The following is a 16,732-nucleotide window of genomic DNA, read 5'->3' on the forward strand; positions in this document are numbered from 1 at the left end:
AGGCTTTAATGTTTATCAACTACTTTAGTCTGCTTGTGGAATATTCCCAGCATGCAAACCACACTCTTTTTGCGTCGACTCTTCCCACCACCAGCGACCTTCTCGCTCATGCTGATTGGGTAAAACTGGACGTGTACAAGGCTCACAGCCAATACTGACAAAGCCGCGCTCATGAAGTGGATTATAAGGAAGTTCAAACATTCGAATATAATTCCACACCTGTTCTGAGGACCAATTTGCCAATGGATTAAACTTCACTAATGGGTGCTGTTCACTGCCAAATGTATGGTCTTGCTCAAGCACTGGAATATGAGCCCGAGTACTTGGACTTTGATCTTTACGTTGCCCAGTCACCCATGCGGGCAGAGAACTGAGTTTTTTTCGCAATGGCGCAATTTTACGCACCCCACAACACTCCTGATGACCCTCTTTATAAAAACTAAACAGTCCCTTTTCTTTAACCAATGTTTCAACAGCGTGGGCATCAGGAGAAAGTACGTCAATAATAATGCCATAGTGGTTTCGAACAGCTTCAATATACTGATAGGTTTCAGGATGTAATCTGCCCGTATCCAATGAGAAAACCTTAAAATCATCACTGACCCGGGAAGCTAGATCAATAAGAACGACATCTTCAGCACCACTGAATGAAATCGCTAACTCAGGAAACAACTCAAGTGCCAACCCCATAATTTTTACCGGGTCTTGATTGCTATACTCCAAATTGAGCTGCGTAATATTAAATGACACAGAGGAACTCCTCACTCAGGCTAATATGAACACATAAGTGTTCTTAACTATATAGTTATAAAGAATAAGTTAACTATAACAAAAAGCCTGATCCGCATTAAAATAAAAACATCCGCTAACAATATAAGTAGCCGCTATATACGCTACTTCTTACTAATAAAAGTAGTATCCCGTCGCCAACTATTTATGTTGAAATGTTTCCAGGCACGTCAGTAGATTACGCACTTTCGTAATTGATTCCTGATATTCCGCTTCAGCATCAGAGTCAGCCACAATACCACCCCCACCCCAGCAGTGCAGTTGATTCTTCTCTGCCACCAGTGTGCGAATTGCAATGTTAGTATCCATCGCCCCATTCAAACTGATATAACCAATACAGCCACAATAAGCCTGCCGAGATACCGGCTCTAACTCATCAATAATTTCCATCGCACGCACTTTAGGTGCACCCGTAATCGAACCACCTGGAAAACTGTCTTCTAATATATGATAGCAGTCTGCATCATGTTTTAATGTGGCTGTCACGGTAGACACCAAGTGATGTACATTTGCAAACCGCTCTAGGGCAAAGAGTTCAGGTACTCGTACTTGTCTACAATGCTTACTTAAATCATTACGCAGCAAATCCACTATCATGACATTTTCAGCTTGATCTTTACGACTATGCCTTAGCTCATCAGCAAACTGCTGATCAAGCACTGGGTTGGAGTGTCTCGGTCGTGTTCCTTTAATAGGCTTTGTTTCAACGTTACGGTCTTGAATCCGGATAAACCGTTCAGGAGAAATCGACATAATGGTTTTATCTGGGAAATCTAACCATGCAGAGAAAGGGGCAGGACTGACCTCACGCAAAGCAAGGTAGGCATCAGCAACATCCCCAGAGAAAGTAGCTGAAAAGCGCTGGGTTAAGTTGACCTGGTAACAGTCGCCCTGTCGGATGTAGTTTTGAATGGCATTAAACTGCTGTTGATACTGATGAGCAGAAGTAGCAGAACGAAATTGTGTTTGTAACTGAAACGGTTCCAGCGAACGATTGACCTGACTAAATAAGCGGGCCAGTATCTCTGCTTGACCAAGATGACATGCTTTATGGACAACGACAAACCCTCGCTGTTGTCGATGATCAAGCACAATTGCCCATAAGTATAAGCCAACCACCATATCAGTTTGGGTTGGTTTGCTTGAAAACCGGCGAGGTTCTATAGTCGCCTTTAAGTCATACCCCCACCAACCAAGCCAACCACCAGAGAATGGAATATCTTCAGCAACATCTTCATCTGCAACATCATAATGAGCCGCAATTTCACGCATCACGCGAAACGGGGAAGGGGATTGAGTCAATGATTCTGTTTGGGGCACAGCATCATCTGCTGTATAACGTTGACCATTCTTATAAACCTGCCCTTCATGACAGGCCAAAACGACCTCAGGTGCTGCCGTCAAAATATCAATCTGACTATCAGAGTAACTGGCAGGTTTAGCTGAACTATCTAGCCATGCTGCATAAGACCAAGCTCGTAATCGAGAAAAATAAAACCAAGAAGGTTGGTAGGGAATAGGAATGACTGTTAGTGTTGGCTCGTTCATGACGCTTACTACCGCTTAACACGGGCGCATTCTAACGTCTTGATAAAGCAAATGCATCTATAGCAAAGCAGTTAAGCAAAATATCATTGGGTAGTCGTTAGGATTATCCCTCCCAACCAATTAAACCAACAGAAAGTCCTGCCTGTTATTGTTGAATACAGACACAACTCGACATCGCAAACGTCAAGTATCGACCGTTGAACTAAGTGAGTGCACAAAACCACTGCCTCTCAGCATAAATAAGCTGTAAGACTAGAAGAGTTCATGCTAGCGATGTTTTCTTACGGTTACACGTATCTTGTATTTAAGGCCACGGCAACGTGCAAATGTCATTTGCCAAATCGCAATTGGCTTGGGCCAAATTAAACAGTCCCCAAACCAAGACCAAAGATACAATAAATGTAATAACTTTCATTGGCTGTACTGCTTCCATTTTGAATCCCCCTCTGATACATCCACTGGTTTCCCTTCAGTGACAGATAAAGCAAATCAATACTAGTGACAAAAGTCACACTTTTCCAAGTACGATTGTTTATAACCAGAATTCTTTTATAGGCAGAAGCAATATAGCCTCAATATTATGACATTTTATTAATGACTCTAGGGTACCTCTAAAAATAATGAAATAGAGGTGCCCCTCTATTCGTCGTCACTAATAAAAAGACAGGTAGTGGATCATTCACTCAACCAATACTAGGCTTAACAACATGAAGGACAAAGCGACTTACGACAAAAGCATTATTGTTTTATTTATGCAAGATAGAAAGTGCTTGCTCAAAGGGAAATGAAGCGTAATGACTGACCGATACCGTCATATACAACATGTAGGTGATCATGGTGATGCACTAAAGCATACGGTATTAGCGCATTTATTGACCAGATTTCGTGCTGAACATCAACAGCTTTATTTTATTGACAGTCATGCGGCATCAGGTGTCTACTCCATAGCGGCAGCACAAGACTGGCCATCAGGGATTGGTAAATTATGGTCCTCTGCTTTTTGTGAGCATCCTTTATTAGCACCTTGGAAAAATACTGTCTTGCGCTGTAACCAGCACCATACGCCTCTACAGTGTTATCCGGGCTCTCCAGCATTAGCTTTTTTGTTATTGCGTGCCCAAGACCAATTATACTTTGGTGACTTGCACGCTTCAGAATTAAATCAGTTGAAGCATTGTATAAAAGAGCTAGAAAATAGCTTTTTTACACCAAATTCAGCACCAAACGTTCATTTTTATCAAGGTGATTGCCATACATGGTTACCCAATATTGCTCAGCAATGGCAGGGCAAACCTGGTTTATTGTTAATGGATCCGCCTTATGAGCAGGAAACAGATTATGAAAAAGTTGCATTGACGCTTAATAGTATTCACCACCAATGGCCAGAGGGAAGTCTTATTTTATGGTATCCCCATTATAAAGAAGACCTCAGTTTTAAACTTTTCAATACGATAAAACAAGTGATACCAACGCCATGTTGGCAAATGGACTTAGTTGTCAGAAAACCTTTTCCTAACGACCGCTTGGTAGGGTGTGGATTACTTTTTATTAATGTCCCCCCCGCGGTACTGAGTGAAATTCAGCCCATTCTGGATGGCTTAGTTTCACTTTTTATGGAGTATTCGGGTCATTGCTTTTTTGGACCACTCCAATAATGATCATACTGTTTTCAATAAATAAGTGTTTTAACAACTTAGACTTAGCATTATAAATTAAATATATTATTAACAAATAAAAACCACCACAAAAAAATAATCAATAATTAATAAATAATACAAACAACCAAACCAATAAAGTATAGATATATAAATACCATGTATAACCCAAAAAAAATATATCAACAAGACAGCAGTTTAATATAATTGTGTTTATGCATTCATTAATTATCATGAATAAAAAATCACATTTTTTATAACTATATTCGCTGTCAGGGTTTCATGGAAGATAAGTGGTTTTAACCTAGCTAGGATGCGAAATATATTTTGTTCATACGCAGTAAGAAGTTAATAACGTCCTCATCATCAAAAACCAGTTAATAGGCCATGGAATCGATTTATGGAAAATCCAATATTATTTTATGAACCTGAAGCTCCTTATGGTTTCTTATCCAACTTCGCACGTTTTCCCATTAATGATGGAGCCGTAACCTGGAAAACGGTAGAGCACTTTTATCAGGCACAAAAATTTAATAACCCTAATATTGTTGCCCAAATTCACCATGCACGCACACCTGCTGATGCATATGCGCTAGGCAAACAATACGACGAGCAAGTCAGAGCCGATTGGCATCAACGAAAAGAAGCGGTGATGCGTGATGCACTTCAAATGAAGTTTACCCAAAACCATGCCATAGGACACTGGTTAGTGGCAACCCGCCCTCATACCCTCACAGAGCACTCTTTCAAAGATGATTACTGGGGGGATGGAGGGGATGGTCATGGCAAAAATCGGCTTGGCCATTTACTCATGAACTTACGCCAAGAGCTCAGTATCACTCCCCCCTATAATTTAATTCACTTTATTGAGAGCGCTAATTTACCCACAGATTGGGGCATCTTCAATATGCACGGTTTTGAAGACCCTGATACAGGTGTAGAACATGTCGCACTCACTTTCGGTCACTGGAAAGAAGATGAACCCGTTTTAATAAGGCTTCATTCTGAGTGTCTTACTGGTGATGCCTTGTTTAGTAAACGCTGTGATTGTGGTTCACAGTTACGTAGGGCTTTTCAAAATATAGCGCAAGCCGGTACAGGGGCAATCCTTTATTTACGACAAGAAGGGCGTGGTATAGGGTTACTGAATAAGATTCGTGCTTATCATCTACAGGATCAAGGAGCAGACACCGTTGAAGCGAATGAAGCTCTGGGTTTTGCTGCTGACCTAAGACAATACGACTTTTGTCGGGGGATTCTTCATTACCTTAATATTAACAAGGTGAAACTCATGACGAATAACCCAAGGAAAGTAAAAGCATTGAGAGAAGTGGGTATTAATGTTGTAGAGCGAGTCGCTATACAAGAAGGCCAAAACGTATTCAATGAACGTTATCTTTCCGTCAAAGCAACTAAGCTCGGTCATATGCTGGATGTCATTTCTCCAGTCTAAATAAATACCGTTTAAATAAAACATGACTAAACACATCCGTTTTTTAAAGAGTACACGCTAAGTCAGCGGTGAAGCATTCCTCCTTAACTTACTTATTCTCTCTTTTACAGTGGACAATAAACCACCAAGGACGGTGGTTGTCCTTATTTTATAGCTTTATTCTATAGCTGGAGGCTTGGTTGCCGCTGACTTGCAGCAAACAGTTCGATGGGCATTATTCAGCCTTTGGCTACCACGGGTGCAAATCGAAACATCACAGATAGTTAATCATGATTGAGGTAAAGCAAAATGAGGGTTTGCAGTGCTTGAATGGAAAAAGCCCATCAGCTATACCCATAACGAAGGGTATAACTTAGTCATAATGAGCTACAATAGCGTCAATGGCATTAGAGTCATGCATAGCTTTCAAACGTTGATTCATAAAAGAAACCGTTTCAGGATCCATGTCTGAAGAATAGGCAAAATATACTTGATAGTCAGGTATGATTAATGAGAAATTGTGAAACTGAAACTGATCTAATGGTTCCTTATTCTTTTTAAGGTTATACTTTAAGCGGAAAGCCATTTCCAGAATGAAAGCATCATCTTTTAGCCTTTTAAGTACACGAAATGCTTGCTCATAGCCTTTTACCCACATCACTTTTACTTTCTTACTTTCAACGTAAGGATCAAGTCCAGGATAAAGAAACCCTAATAACACTATTACTGTTTTACCATACAGGTCTTCTATTTTGGTAAATTTAAAACCTGGTTGCTGATAACTTAACAAGTTATGTTTAACCGTCACCAAAGGATATTCAGATAAATGCTCTGACTGAACACGAACACTTTTCCATTCTGGTGATCCATAGGTAATCCAACGCTTAATTCGACCACTTTCCAGCATGCTTACCATTCGCTTATAAGGAAACGTATGTATTTTAATCTGCCAGTCATCGCCTGAAAAAATGTTTTGAACAATCTCTGTGATAATGCCACTGTGGTCATGCCCATTATTTTCTATCTGAAATGGGCGGGCTTGATCTGCAATAACAACGTAATTGATGTCCTTAGCATTCGCATGAAAAGCCATGCCCAATAAAATAATCCAAAGCCAAACACGCTTTATCAGAAGAAGTAATCTAAACATATTTTCTTCCAGGTTGAGAAATAATACTGTCCCTAAATTGTCACTGCTAAGAAGCATGTATTATATAGTAGGAGCAGTGCTTTATAACCTATGTATAGTACATTTCCTATCGTTTAGACAAACTAAAAAGAATAAATAAACAAATCATTCTGGCCCTATACTAATAAGGAGTTCTTCTTGTATAGGTATTATTCATTTCCTAGTATTGAATTAACGATTAAATCAATTATGGTTTACACTGCATGGACGTGCCTGCAAAACAGCCTTTCAAAGATAGCATTGCCAAGCGTTTAATTTTTTGGATCTTATTATCAAGCTCTTTTCTGACTCTGGGTATCACGGTACTTCAACTTTATATTGACTATTACAATGATGTATCAGCTATTGATGACCGTATAAAACAAGTAGAGTCTAGTTATATTCCTATTATCACTGCCAGTTTATGGGTTGAGGATGAAGAGCAGTTAGATGTCCAGTTATCTGCAATACACTCTTTAGATGACATTGAATATATTGCAATTATTAGAAATGGAGAGGTAACCATATCCCAAGGTACCCCTTCGTCCGATTATACCATTACTAAAAAGTGGTCGATTGAGCAGGACTATAACGGCGAACCGATTAAACTCGGAGAAATAGAGCTCGTCGCCAGTCTTTCTCAGGTATTTCAACGGCTCAGAGATAAAGTCTTAATCGTTCTTGCATCGCAAAGTGTAAAAACATTTATTGTTTCAACGTTTATCTTTTTTATTGTGTATTGGCTTATCACCAGTCACTTAAAAGACCTTGCAGAATCAATGCGCAGCAGCGACCTCAGCAATAAAAAATTCAAACCACTGACTCTTAAACGAAAAAAACACTACCAAGATGAACTTGCCTATGTGATAAACAGTTACAACCATATGCAACAAAAAACACAACATGCATATAAACAAATGAAACTGGCTAAAATGTCTGCCGAAAAAGCGAACCGCAAAAAAAGTGAATTTGTGGCTAATATGAGCCATGAAATCAGAACCCCACTCAATGGGGTTATTGGTATGTCCTCATTATTAAAAAATACCAAGCTCGATCATGAACAGCTTGAATACACCAACATTATTTATACATCCTCCCATGCACTACTCAGTATTATCAATGATATTTTGGATTTCTCGAAAATCGAAGCCGGTAAACTTGATATAGAAGATGTTGATTTTAACTTATTAGATTTAGTGGAAGACCTGACAGACTTGCTGAATATCAAAGCTCAAGAGAAAGCCATTGCCCTTTACAGTTATGTTGATGATCAAGTGCCTCCTTCTTTACTGGGTGATGCAGGGCGAATTCGGCAAGTACTCACCAATTTGATGAATAATGCCGTTAAATTTACCCATCAAGGCTATGTCGGACTTGATATTCGTTGTTTACACTGCAGCCAAGATCAGTGTGAATTAAGTTTTACGGTTGAGGATACAGGCATTGGCATTAGTAAAGACCGCCAACAAAAGATTTTTGAGCAGTTTACCCAAGCCGATAGTTCGACAACCCGACTGTATGGGGGAACAGGGTTAGGTTTAGCCATTAGTCGACAACTGGTCAAACTGATGGGGGGAACACTTTGTGTTGACAGTGAAGTAGGCAAAGGCAGTCGTTTCTATTTCAGTTTGGCGTTACATGTTAGTCAAGAGCAACCTGAAGTGCAGTTTGCTGAAGAAAAACAACTCGCCTGTCAGCGGGTATTGGTTGTTGATGACCACTCATTTAACTTAAGAGTTACAGCAGATCAACTTCGTAGTTGGGGGTTACAAGTGATCAGTCACGAAGACCCTGAGTTAGCACTGGCAACGCTGATCACCGCAAGTAAAGAAAAGCGTCCTATTAACCTGGCCATTATTGATAAGGTGATGCCTGAAATGGATGGTTTTTCAGTGGCAAAAGCAATTAAGAGCAACAACCATATTGCTAACTGCAAGCTGATAATGTCTACAGCAGAACCCCAGGCAGAAGACAAAAACAAATGTCTTGAAGCTGGTTTTACGGGATATTTAGTTCGCCCTTACCGTAAAAAAGTGCTCAAACAGATGTTACTCGCCTGTCTACACGCCAGTCCCCAGCAAGAGCTGATTACGCGCTATGCTCTTAGCCGTCGCTCAGCACACAGTGTGCCATCCAAAACGCCATCGTTAAATTTAAATGTGTTGCTTGTAGAGGATAATTTAGTTAATCAGAAAGTGGCGCGTACTATGCTTGAAAAACTCGGCTGTCATGTCACTGTTGCGGAACATGGTAAAGTGGCCCTTGCGTACAGCCAGGTGGATTTATTTGATGTTATTTTAATGGATTGCCAAATGCCTGTTATGGATGGTTTTACCGCAACAGCAAGAATAAGAGGTGATTCAGCCAACCTTAATCATCACACAACAATTATTGCGTTAACCGCAAATACTATTCAAGAGGAGCAGGATAAGTGTTTCTCTTCAGGCATGAGTGGTTTTATCAGTAAACCTGTTACCTTAAAGCAATTACAAAGCGCATTAAGCAAATATGCCGAAGCGTCAGAATCCACAGTACCTACCACCTAAATACTCCATATTTAGGTAACCTGACTGACAAAATTGACAAGCAAAAAAAAAACAGCCCAAACGGGCTGTAAATTTTCCTTGGAGAAATGACAATGAAGCAGCAAGTTACATCAGCAAGTATTCACAGAATACTTACATCTTAAGGACACTCATTATTATCAGTATAGTCATGAACCTTAATTTCGCCGCTAATAATTTTGTCTTTAAGCGTATTAATTTGAGCTTCCATTTCTTCACTCACCAGGGACCGATTATGTTCATCCAGTGCCCAGCCCACACCATCCTCTTTTAAACCTTTCAATTTAACGCCAGGTTGCCACTGACCTTGTTGAGCCTCCAGCCATGTCTGTAATGTTGCCACCCCCACATTCTTCAACATCGACGTTAACATGGTGCCTGGCTGCAAATGGTTTTGGTTTGAGTCCACACCAATAGCATATATTTCTCCTTGTTTGGCTGCCGCGTAGACCCCAATACCTGTACTGCCCGCAGCGGCAAAGATAACATCTACTCCTTCCTTAATTTGAGTCTTCGCCAGACTGGCACCTTTTGCCGGATCATTGAATGCCATAGGTGTATTACCGGTCATGGTCTGTAGCACCGTAATATCAGACTTAATCTGTTTAGCACCTTGATGATAACCACACGCAAACTTATGAATCATGGGAATATCCATGCCACCAATAAACCCAATCTTATTGGTTTTCGTTGACAGTGCAGCAAGCGCACCTACTAGAAAAGAACCTTCATGTTCTTTAAACAAAATGGATTGCACATTCGGTAAATCAATTTTGGCATCGATGATGGTAAATTGAATATCAGGAAAAGCCTTAGCCACTTTTTCAACATGGGGTTTCATTGAAAACCCAACGGCAACAATGGGCTGATAACCTCGTTTCGCTAACTTGACGAGTCCACTTTCAATTTGTGTCTCTGACTTTGGCGAAACTTCTCGAACCTTAGTGCTGTGCTTTTCCACAAGCGGTCGAACGCCACCTTTATAAACCGCTTCATTAAATGATTTATCAAATTTACCTGCGGTGTCATAAATAACAGCCGGTTTAAAAGGTGCCGCCAAACTCATTGAGCAGTACAGCATACCAATCCAAGCTGTTGTTAATACTTTCATTACCCTCTCCACTAAATGTTTTGACGTTTAGTCATTGCTGCTTAATGACTAACATACATCTTAAGTTGTATTTCTCTAGGACCAATAACAACTTCACTTAGCTGTTTTCAGTATTATTGAATTTTAAATCGACTCACGAGGGACTCTTGCTGGTGTGCCAACTCAGCTAAGTTTTTACTGGTTTCTGATGTTTTATTCGCATCTTCCACAGCCACATCAGCCATTTGTGATATTTCAACGACATTTTCACTGATTTCTTTAGCCACATTACTTTGTTGCTCTGCGGCTGCCGCAATTTGTGCTGACATATCATGTATTTGAGTCAGTGTTTTTTGCATATTATTAATAACACCAGCAAAGTCCCGCACTTGCTCAGCACTTTCCACGGTTTGTTGCTGACTACTGTTCATAATAGTCACTGCCTGTTGAGCTTGTTCCTGTAAGACCGAAATCATGTTATGAATTTCGTTGGTTGCCTCCTGAGTCCGCATGGCTAAATGCCTGACCTCATCTGCAACTACGGCAAAACCTCTCCCTTGTTCACCCGCTCTGGCCGCTTCAATGGCCGCATTAAGTGCTAATAAGTTTGTTTGTTCAGCAATATCACGAATCACATCCAGAATTTTACCGATATTGTCACTTTCCTTTCTTAACGCACTGATAACATCTGCCGCCCGATTAATTTCTTGATTAAGTTGTTCAACATGTCGAATATTTTCATCCATGGCTACTCGGGAATCCTTCGCTAACTGATCAGCCGCGATAACTTCGGCTAACGTTGTTTCAGCACTTTTAGCGACTTCGTGTACAGCTGATTCCATTTCAACCACCGCGGTAGCTACAGATGAAGATTGCAGGCTTTGCTGACCAATACATTGTTTGGTGTTGTCACACGTCTGGGTTGCCTTGTCTGACTCCTGACCAATTTGTGTTGCCATATTCATAATATTGCTTACCAAATGTCGTAGATTTTCGGTCAGGTGATTAACCGATGAGGCTATCTGCCCAAATTCATCACGACGTTTAATAGCAATAGTTGTGGTTAAATCTCCCTGAGCAATCGTATCAAGAGACTGCATCATGACTTTTAATGGCTGCTTGATGCTATGGCCGACACTCAGTGTGACCAATAAAGCAATAATAGTTGAGGCTACAGCAATCCCCACAATCGTATAGATAGCACGCTGAGCATTGGTTTTAGCCTGCTGTTCTGATGCTGCAGCCTGCTGCTGTAACTGTTCAGTGACGTGTTTAAGATCCGCTAAACGTTGATTCAATTGTTGAGTAATGGTATTAACTGACTGGTAACTTTTATCCTGCAACGTTAATAGTGATAACCAATTATTAACAATCCCTTCATCAGCATTATTCGCTTGTTTTAACACCGTAATGTAGGGTGTTATCGTGCTGTGAGCCTCTGCATCCTGCTGTTCAACAACCTTAAGCCGCGCTGTTAAATTATCAATAATATTTTGGTTCGTTTTCCGTATTTCCAGAACGGTTTTGGACTTATCTTTTAATAATAACTGCTCAATATTTGCCAATACTGCCGCTGATTGCTGTGCTATGAATTGGGCCGCCCACTTAAGCTCATTAGACTCAGCCATTTCTTCAATTGAGACTAAATCATCCTGCATAAAACCAAGATCATCCGCAAATGTTTGCTTTTTTTGTTCCAGGCTTTTCTTAAGATTTAAAATCTCTTGATGACGCTGCATCTGCTCAATACTTAATGAAGTTAGCGTTTTATTCTCTTGGTGAATAGTGGCCAGCGTTGATCTAAGAGCAGGCTGAGCTTCAACTAACGCGATTAACTGCTGATAATGATGCTCATAATTTTGTATTGCATTATCAAAATCGAGCCTTATTGATGACAGCGATGAAGCTTCCTGCATACTGGTATAAAACATCAGTGCTTTATTGGCTTGCAGTAAATAATGGGTTAGCTCACTATGATTAACGAGAGTAGGGAGTGTTTGCTGGGTACTAAACTCAAGCCTTTTATTAAGCGCCATTAGTTCAAGTAAGCTCATACCCGCACTGGCAAGCAATAAAAAAAGAACGGCAATAAAACCTGTTACTATTTTCTGAACAACCGTCATATCATTAATTTACTTCTTTCTCTGAGAGTTACCTTCCTTAAATGTAGGTTTGCTAATTAACCTCTTCGCTGTGACATTCTTGTCAGCCGCTGTTCCCAAAACTGATTAACCATGCCACTCAGTTTCACACTTAACGTTTGTAAGTGAGTGCAGCTGGAATCATTTTCTTCAACGCTTTCTTGTAAGAGCTGTGTGAGATCTCTTACCCCTGTAACATTTTCACTGATAGACTCAGATACCGAGCTTTGTTCTTCAACGGCAGTCGCTGTTTGCAGGTTCATATCATTAACAGCATCAATTGACTGTGCAATGCGATCCATAGACTCCGTAGCCTGTTCAACTTCACCGACACTGTCACTGACACTTTGTTGTGACTTTTTCATCAGCTCTGCTGCTTTAGAAGACATATCTCGCAACTGGTTAACAATCGTAGTGATCTCATCGGTTGATTCATAAGTACGATTTGCCAATGTTCTCACCTCATCAGCCACGACGGCAAACCCTCTGCCTTGCTCACCAGCACGTGCTGCTTCAATAGCGGCATTGAGTGCCAGTAAATTAGTTTGCTCAGCTACATTTCTTATCACATCAACAATGGCATTAATATTTTCACTGTTCGCTTGTAATTGATCAATAAAATCATTGGTTTCCTGAATTTCAACCTGTAAACGACGCATTTGCTCACAAGCATTATTGATCGTGGACTTACTCGTCTGCGCTTCATCATTCACCGTTTCCACCCGTTCAGAAGAACTTTGCGCATTGTCAGCAACTTCCTGAATAGAAGACGACATTTCTGTCACTGCGGTAACAACTTGATCGATTTGCGAAAATAATGAATCAGTTTCCTGCATATTATTTTGAATCCGCTTACGTAAGCTATTAAGTTCGTTATCAATCCCGTGGGCACTATCATTAATGCGACCTATTGTGGCGGTTAACTCACTGCGGTGTGCTTTAAACGCTAATAAAATATCACCCACTTCATCCTTACGCCCGGTATAAACAAAACGGGCGAGCGGGTCAGAATAAAAAGATCGTGCTTCTTCAGCCGCTTGAACCACTGGATTAATTAACCACCAGGCATAACCACACATCAAAATAGCCATACCCATAAATAACAGAACAGCCGCCGTATCAACGAGTCCTTGCAGCCATAACCCAGCCATCACTAAAAGAGGAACAATTAATAACCCTGTCAGTATTTTTTGAGATAAGGTGAAAAAGGGCGTTAACCGAAGTGATTGTTTATCCTTTAACGCTTTGTACAGTGCTTCAGCGCGCTTGATATATTCTGGTCGTGCTTTGACTCTGACCGATTGATACTCTTTGCTATCACCGTTCATCTTAAGTGGCGTAGCAAAAGCATCCACCCAATAATGGTCACCATTTTTACAGCGATTTTTAACGATTCCCATCCAAGACTTACCTGACTTAAGGTGTTGCCACATCTCTCCAAAGGCTTCCTGTGGCATTGTTGGATGACGAATAATATTGTGGTGTTGACCTACTAGCTCTTCCTGGCTAAAGCCGCTAACCTTGATAAAGTCTTGGTTTACGTAGGTAATATCTCCATTCAAATCAGTAATAGAAAGTAGATTAGCTTTCTCGTCGTAGCTGAATTCTTTTTCAGTAACTGGCATATTGATGCGCACAGCATAACCCCCGCAACCCGTATTACGTTACTGTCTAATTAAAGACCAATGACAGCCACTTCGCTAAAACAAGTCGCGACGATTTAATTCTTATTCGCTAAAATGCCCGTTTTTGCTCAATCTAGAGTAAACTTATAGCCTTTTTCTATAACGTATATTCAAAGCACCTATTTAACTGATAGCCTCGTGATGTGAATGGTAGTAGTCATCAATACACCACAGGTTATAACTTAACCGCTAAGGAGCCGCTTATTTATGACATTCAGTTCCGTCAAATCGCTATTAACAGGCCTGAGTCCTGAAGGTAGTGAAGTCAGTGTTCAAGGCTGGGTAAGAACAAAACGTGAGTCAAAAGCGGGTATTGCTTTTATTGCACTACATGATGGCTCTTGCTTTGACCCTATTCAGTTAGTTGTACCTCAGGAGTTGCCTAATTTTGAGCAAGAAATAACTAAAATTACCAGTGGCTGCTCAATCTCAGCAACAGGCACATTGGTTGCCTCCCAGGGGAAAGGTCAAGCCTATGAAATTCAGATCACTCAACTTGAAGTCATCGGCTGGGTAGATAACCCTGATACCTACCCAATGCAGCCCAAGCGCCACACAGTAGAATTTTTACGAGAGGTTGCTCACTTACGTCCCCGTACTAACTTGATTGGTGCCGTAACGCGTGTTCGAAACTGTGTATCGCAAGCGGTGCATCGTTTTTTTAACGAGAATGGGTATTGCTGGATTCACACACCTATCATTACCGCTAGCGACTGCGAGGGAGCAGGGGAGATGTTTCGCGTCAGCGCCCTGGACTTAGCTAACTTGCCGCGCACCGAATCTGGCGCCATTGACTACTCTCAGGACTTTTTTGGCAAAGAAAGCTTTTTGACCGTATCAGGACAATTGAACTTAGAAGCCTATTGTTTGGCGATGTCAAAAGTGTATACCTTCGGCCCCACGTTTCGTGCAGAAAACTCTAATACCAGTCGGCACCTTGCTGAGTTCTGGATGATAGAGCCAGAAATTGCGTTTGCAGATATCAATGATCTGATCGATTTGGCGGAAGATCTTCTGAAATACGTTTTCCGTTGTGTATTAACAGAATGTGCTGATGATATGGCCTTCTTTGCTCAACGAGTTGAAAAGACTGCAATTAGCCGACTTGAACATATCATCAATCATGACTTTGCTCGCGTAGATTACACAGATGCGATTGAAATTCTACAAAAGTCAGGTAAACAGTTTGAGCATCCTGTAAGTTGGGGTATTGATTTACAAACTGAACATGAACGCTATATCAGTGAAGAACATATTGGTCGACCTGTTGCCGTAGTCAATTACCCCAAAGATATCAAAGCCTTTTATATGCGCCTTAATGACGACCAAAAAACTGTGGCAGCAATGGATATTCTGGCCCCAGGTATTGGTGAAATCATTGGTGGATCGCAACGGGAAGAGCGCTTAAATGTGCTGGATCATCGTTTAGAAGAAATGGGATTAGATAAAGAGGACTATAGCTGGTATCGCGACTTACGTCGTTATGGCACAGTACCTCATGCTGGTTTTGGCCTCGGCTTAGAACGCCTGGTGTCGTATATTACGGGAGTGGCTAACGTTCGGGATGTTATTCCTTTTCCACGAACCCGTCGCAATGCTGATTTCTAATATCTCTTTCAGCATGTAAATTACGCATGTAGTACACAGCCTAAGGGCTATCAATTTAACTAGCCCTTAGTCCACAACTTAGAAAATATGTTGCAAAAGATTAAACCTGCAATAGTTTTTGAATTTCTCGACGTGGTTAGGAGGTGATGTTTGCGCCTAGGTCTTGATATTGGTGGTACAAAAATAGCCGCTACCGTCATTTCGCCAAAGCTGGATATCCTTTGGCAAATATCCACTCCCACCCCCAAGCAGAACCTCAATGACTTTCTGTTATGTATTAATCAACTTATTCAACAAGCCTTAACCCAGGTAGGTACGTTATCTCATATTGGCATCGGTATTCCTGGTGTTGTCAATGAGCAAGGTATGCTTAATGCCAGTAATATGGGGGCAATTAATCAACAGTGTATTGAGGCATTATTCAAAGAGCACATAGCACAACCACTCTCTATCGAAAATGATGCAAACTGTTTTGCACTTGCTCAAGCGCATGGTCATCAACTGGGTAAAAATGAGGTTATGTTTACTGCGGTATTAGGTACAGGTGTAGGTGGTGCCTGGGTGTTACCGAATCGCACACTATGGTCCGGAACACAAAACTTAGCAGGGGAGTGGGGGCATAACCCATTGCCGGATTTATCATTAATTCCTACGGAACAACAACTGACGTGTCAGTGTGGTCAACGAGGTTGTATTGATACTTATTTATCAGGGTCTGGTTTTTCACTTCTCTATTTTCAACACACTGGCGAACAGCTTGACGCACCAGCAATTATTAGTCGTTACCGTAATCAAGAAAAAGCAGCAAGTGAGGTATTTCGTCGTTACACCCATTATCTTGCCCATGCGCTAGCGACGATCATTCAGACTTTAGACCCAACCTGTATTGTGCTGGGTGGCGGAATGTCAACCATACCGGAACTCTATCAAACCGTTCCTCAATATTGGGCAAACTACATGTTAAAACCACCTGTCACCCCATTGCTATCCCCTGTTTATGGAGACTGGGCAGGGGCGATAGGGGCTGCATTGCTTGAGTAAACAATCACGAT

The 16,732-nt window shown here is 41.0% G+C and carries 11 protein-coding genes and 1 pseudogene; 6 read left to right on the top strand and 6 right to left on the bottom strand.

Annotated elements, in window-relative coordinates; translation table 11 throughout:
• Window positions 1–24 precede the first annotated feature (24 nt).
• Window positions 25–750 (bottom strand): phosphoadenylyl-sulfate reductase, encoded by a 726-nt coding sequence (locus ACQ96U_RS06080; RefSeq protein ID WP_431720353.1) that lies wholly within the window; start codon window positions 748–750, stop codon window positions 25–27.
• Between the two features lie 180 nt (window positions 751–930).
• Window positions 931–2,337, bottom strand: coding sequence for an aminodeoxychorismate synthase component I (gene pabB / locus ACQ96U_RS06085; RefSeq protein ID WP_431720354.1), 1,407 nt, complete (start codon window positions 2,335–2,337; stop codon window positions 931–933).
• Window positions 2,338–3,131: 794 nt separating this feature from the next.
• Between pabB and rlmJ the strand changes: the two genes are divergently transcribed.
• The 3 genes and pseudogenes from rlmJ to ribA all read left to right on the top strand — a co-directional run bounded on the left by rlmJ (window position 3,132) and on the right by ribA (window position 5,445).
• Window positions 3,132–3,992 carry a 23S rRNA (adenine(2030)-N(6))-methyltransferase RlmJ gene (gene rlmJ, locus ACQ96U_RS06090; protein WP_431720355.1) on the top strand — a complete coding sequence of 287 codons (861 nt, stop codon included), beginning with the start codon at window positions 3,132–3,134 and terminating at the stop codon, window positions 3,990–3,992.
• 400 nt (window positions 3,993–4,392) lie between these two features.
• A pseudogene (locus ACQ96U_RS06095) lies at window positions 4,393–4,812 on the top strand (NADAR family protein); the annotation flags it as partial.
• On the top strand, window positions 4,804–5,445 hold the full coding sequence (ribA, locus tag ACQ96U_RS06100; RefSeq protein WP_431720603.1) for a GTP cyclohydrolase II: 642 nt from the start codon (window positions 4,804–4,806) through the stop codon (window positions 5,443–5,445). The pseudogene ACQ96U_RS06095 and the gene ribA, both read left to right, overlap by 9 nt.
• A gap of 352 nt (window positions 5,446–5,797) precedes the next feature.
• Here the strand turns inward: ribA and ACQ96U_RS06105 are convergent, their stop codons facing one another.
• Window positions 5,798–6,574 (bottom strand): substrate-binding periplasmic protein, encoded by a 777-nt coding sequence (locus tag ACQ96U_RS06105; RefSeq protein WP_431720356.1) that lies wholly within the window; start codon window positions 6,572–6,574, stop codon window positions 5,798–5,800.
• Window positions 6,575–6,816: 242 nt separating this feature from the next.
• Here ACQ96U_RS06105 and ACQ96U_RS06110 point away from each other — a divergent pair, with 242 nt between their 5' ends.
• Complete coding sequence (locus ACQ96U_RS06110; RefSeq protein ID WP_431720357.1) at window positions 6,817–9,138, top strand: response regulator; 2,322 nt, start codon at window positions 6,817–6,819, stop codon at window positions 9,136–9,138.
• A 139-nt stretch (window positions 9,139–9,277) separates the two neighbouring features.
• Here ACQ96U_RS06110 and ACQ96U_RS06115 read toward each other — a convergent pair whose 3' ends face one another.
• The 3 genes from ACQ96U_RS06115 to ACQ96U_RS06125 all read right to left on the bottom strand — a co-directional run bounded on the left by ACQ96U_RS06115 (window position 9,278) and on the right by ACQ96U_RS06125 (window position 14,024).
• The gene (locus ACQ96U_RS06115) at window positions 9,278–10,267 is read right to left on the bottom strand and encodes a BMP family lipoprotein (RefSeq protein ID WP_431720358.1); all 990 of its coding nucleotides are present in this window, start codon (window positions 10,265–10,267) and stop codon (window positions 9,278–9,280) included.
• Window positions 10,268–10,380: 113 nt separating this feature from the next.
• A complete protein-coding gene (locus tag ACQ96U_RS06120; protein WP_431720359.1) occupies window positions 10,381–12,369 on the bottom strand; it encodes a methyl-accepting chemotaxis protein in 1,989 nt (662 codons plus the stop codon).
• Between the two features lie 56 nt (window positions 12,370–12,425).
• On the bottom strand, window positions 12,426–14,024 hold the full coding sequence (locus ACQ96U_RS06125) for a methyl-accepting chemotaxis protein (RefSeq protein WP_431720360.1): 1,599 nt from the start codon (window positions 14,022–14,024) through the stop codon (window positions 12,426–12,428).
• A 255-nt stretch (window positions 14,025–14,279) separates the two neighbouring features.
• On the opposite strand from ACQ96U_RS06125, the gene asnS reads away from it, so the two are divergent.
• Window positions 14,280–15,680, top strand: a complete 1,401-nt coding sequence (gene asnS / locus ACQ96U_RS06130; protein ID WP_431720361.1) for an asparagine--tRNA ligase — start codon at window positions 14,280–14,282, stop codon at window positions 15,678–15,680.
• Between the two features lie 150 nt (window positions 15,681–15,830).
• The gene (locus ACQ96U_RS06135; protein ID WP_431720362.1) at window positions 15,831–16,721 is read left to right on the top strand and encodes an ROK family protein; all 891 of its coding nucleotides are present in this window, start codon (window positions 15,831–15,833) and stop codon (window positions 16,719–16,721) included.
• Window positions 16,722–16,732: the final 11 nt, after the last annotated feature.

This window comes from Zooshikella sp. RANM57, from assembly GCF_050749885.1.
Classification (GTDB): domain Bacteria; phylum Pseudomonadota; class Gammaproteobacteria; order Pseudomonadales; family Zooshikellaceae; genus Zooshikella.

Excerpts from the sequence above, each read along its gene's own strand:
- pabB (WP_431720354.1), bottom strand. The coding sequence starts at position 2,337 with ATGAACGAGCCAACACTAACAGTCATTCCTATTCCCTACCAACCTTCT.
- rlmJ (WP_431720355.1), top strand. The coding sequence starts at position 3,132 with ATGACTGACCGATACCGTCATATACAACATGTAGGTGATCATGGTGAT.
- ribA (WP_431720603.1), top strand. The coding sequence starts at position 4,804 with ATGAACTTACGCCAAGAGCTCAGTATCACTCCCCCCTATAATTTAATT.
- ACQ96U_RS06105 (WP_431720356.1), bottom strand. The coding sequence starts at position 6,574 with ATGTTTAGATTACTTCTTCTGATAAAGCGTGTTTGGCTTTGGATTATT.
- ACQ96U_RS06110 (WP_431720357.1), top strand. The coding sequence starts at position 6,817 with ATGGACGTGCCTGCAAAACAGCCTTTCAAAGATAGCATTGCCAAGCGT.
- ACQ96U_RS06115 (WP_431720358.1), bottom strand. The coding sequence starts at position 10,267 with ATGAAAGTATTAACAACAGCTTGGATTGGTATGCTGTACTGCTCAATG.
- ACQ96U_RS06120 (WP_431720359.1), bottom strand. The coding sequence starts at position 12,369 with ATGACGGTTGTTCAGAAAATAGTAACAGGTTTTATTGCCGTTCTTTTT.
- asnS (WP_431720361.1), top strand. The coding sequence starts at position 14,280 with ATGACATTCAGTTCCGTCAAATCGCTATTAACAGGCCTGAGTCCTGAA.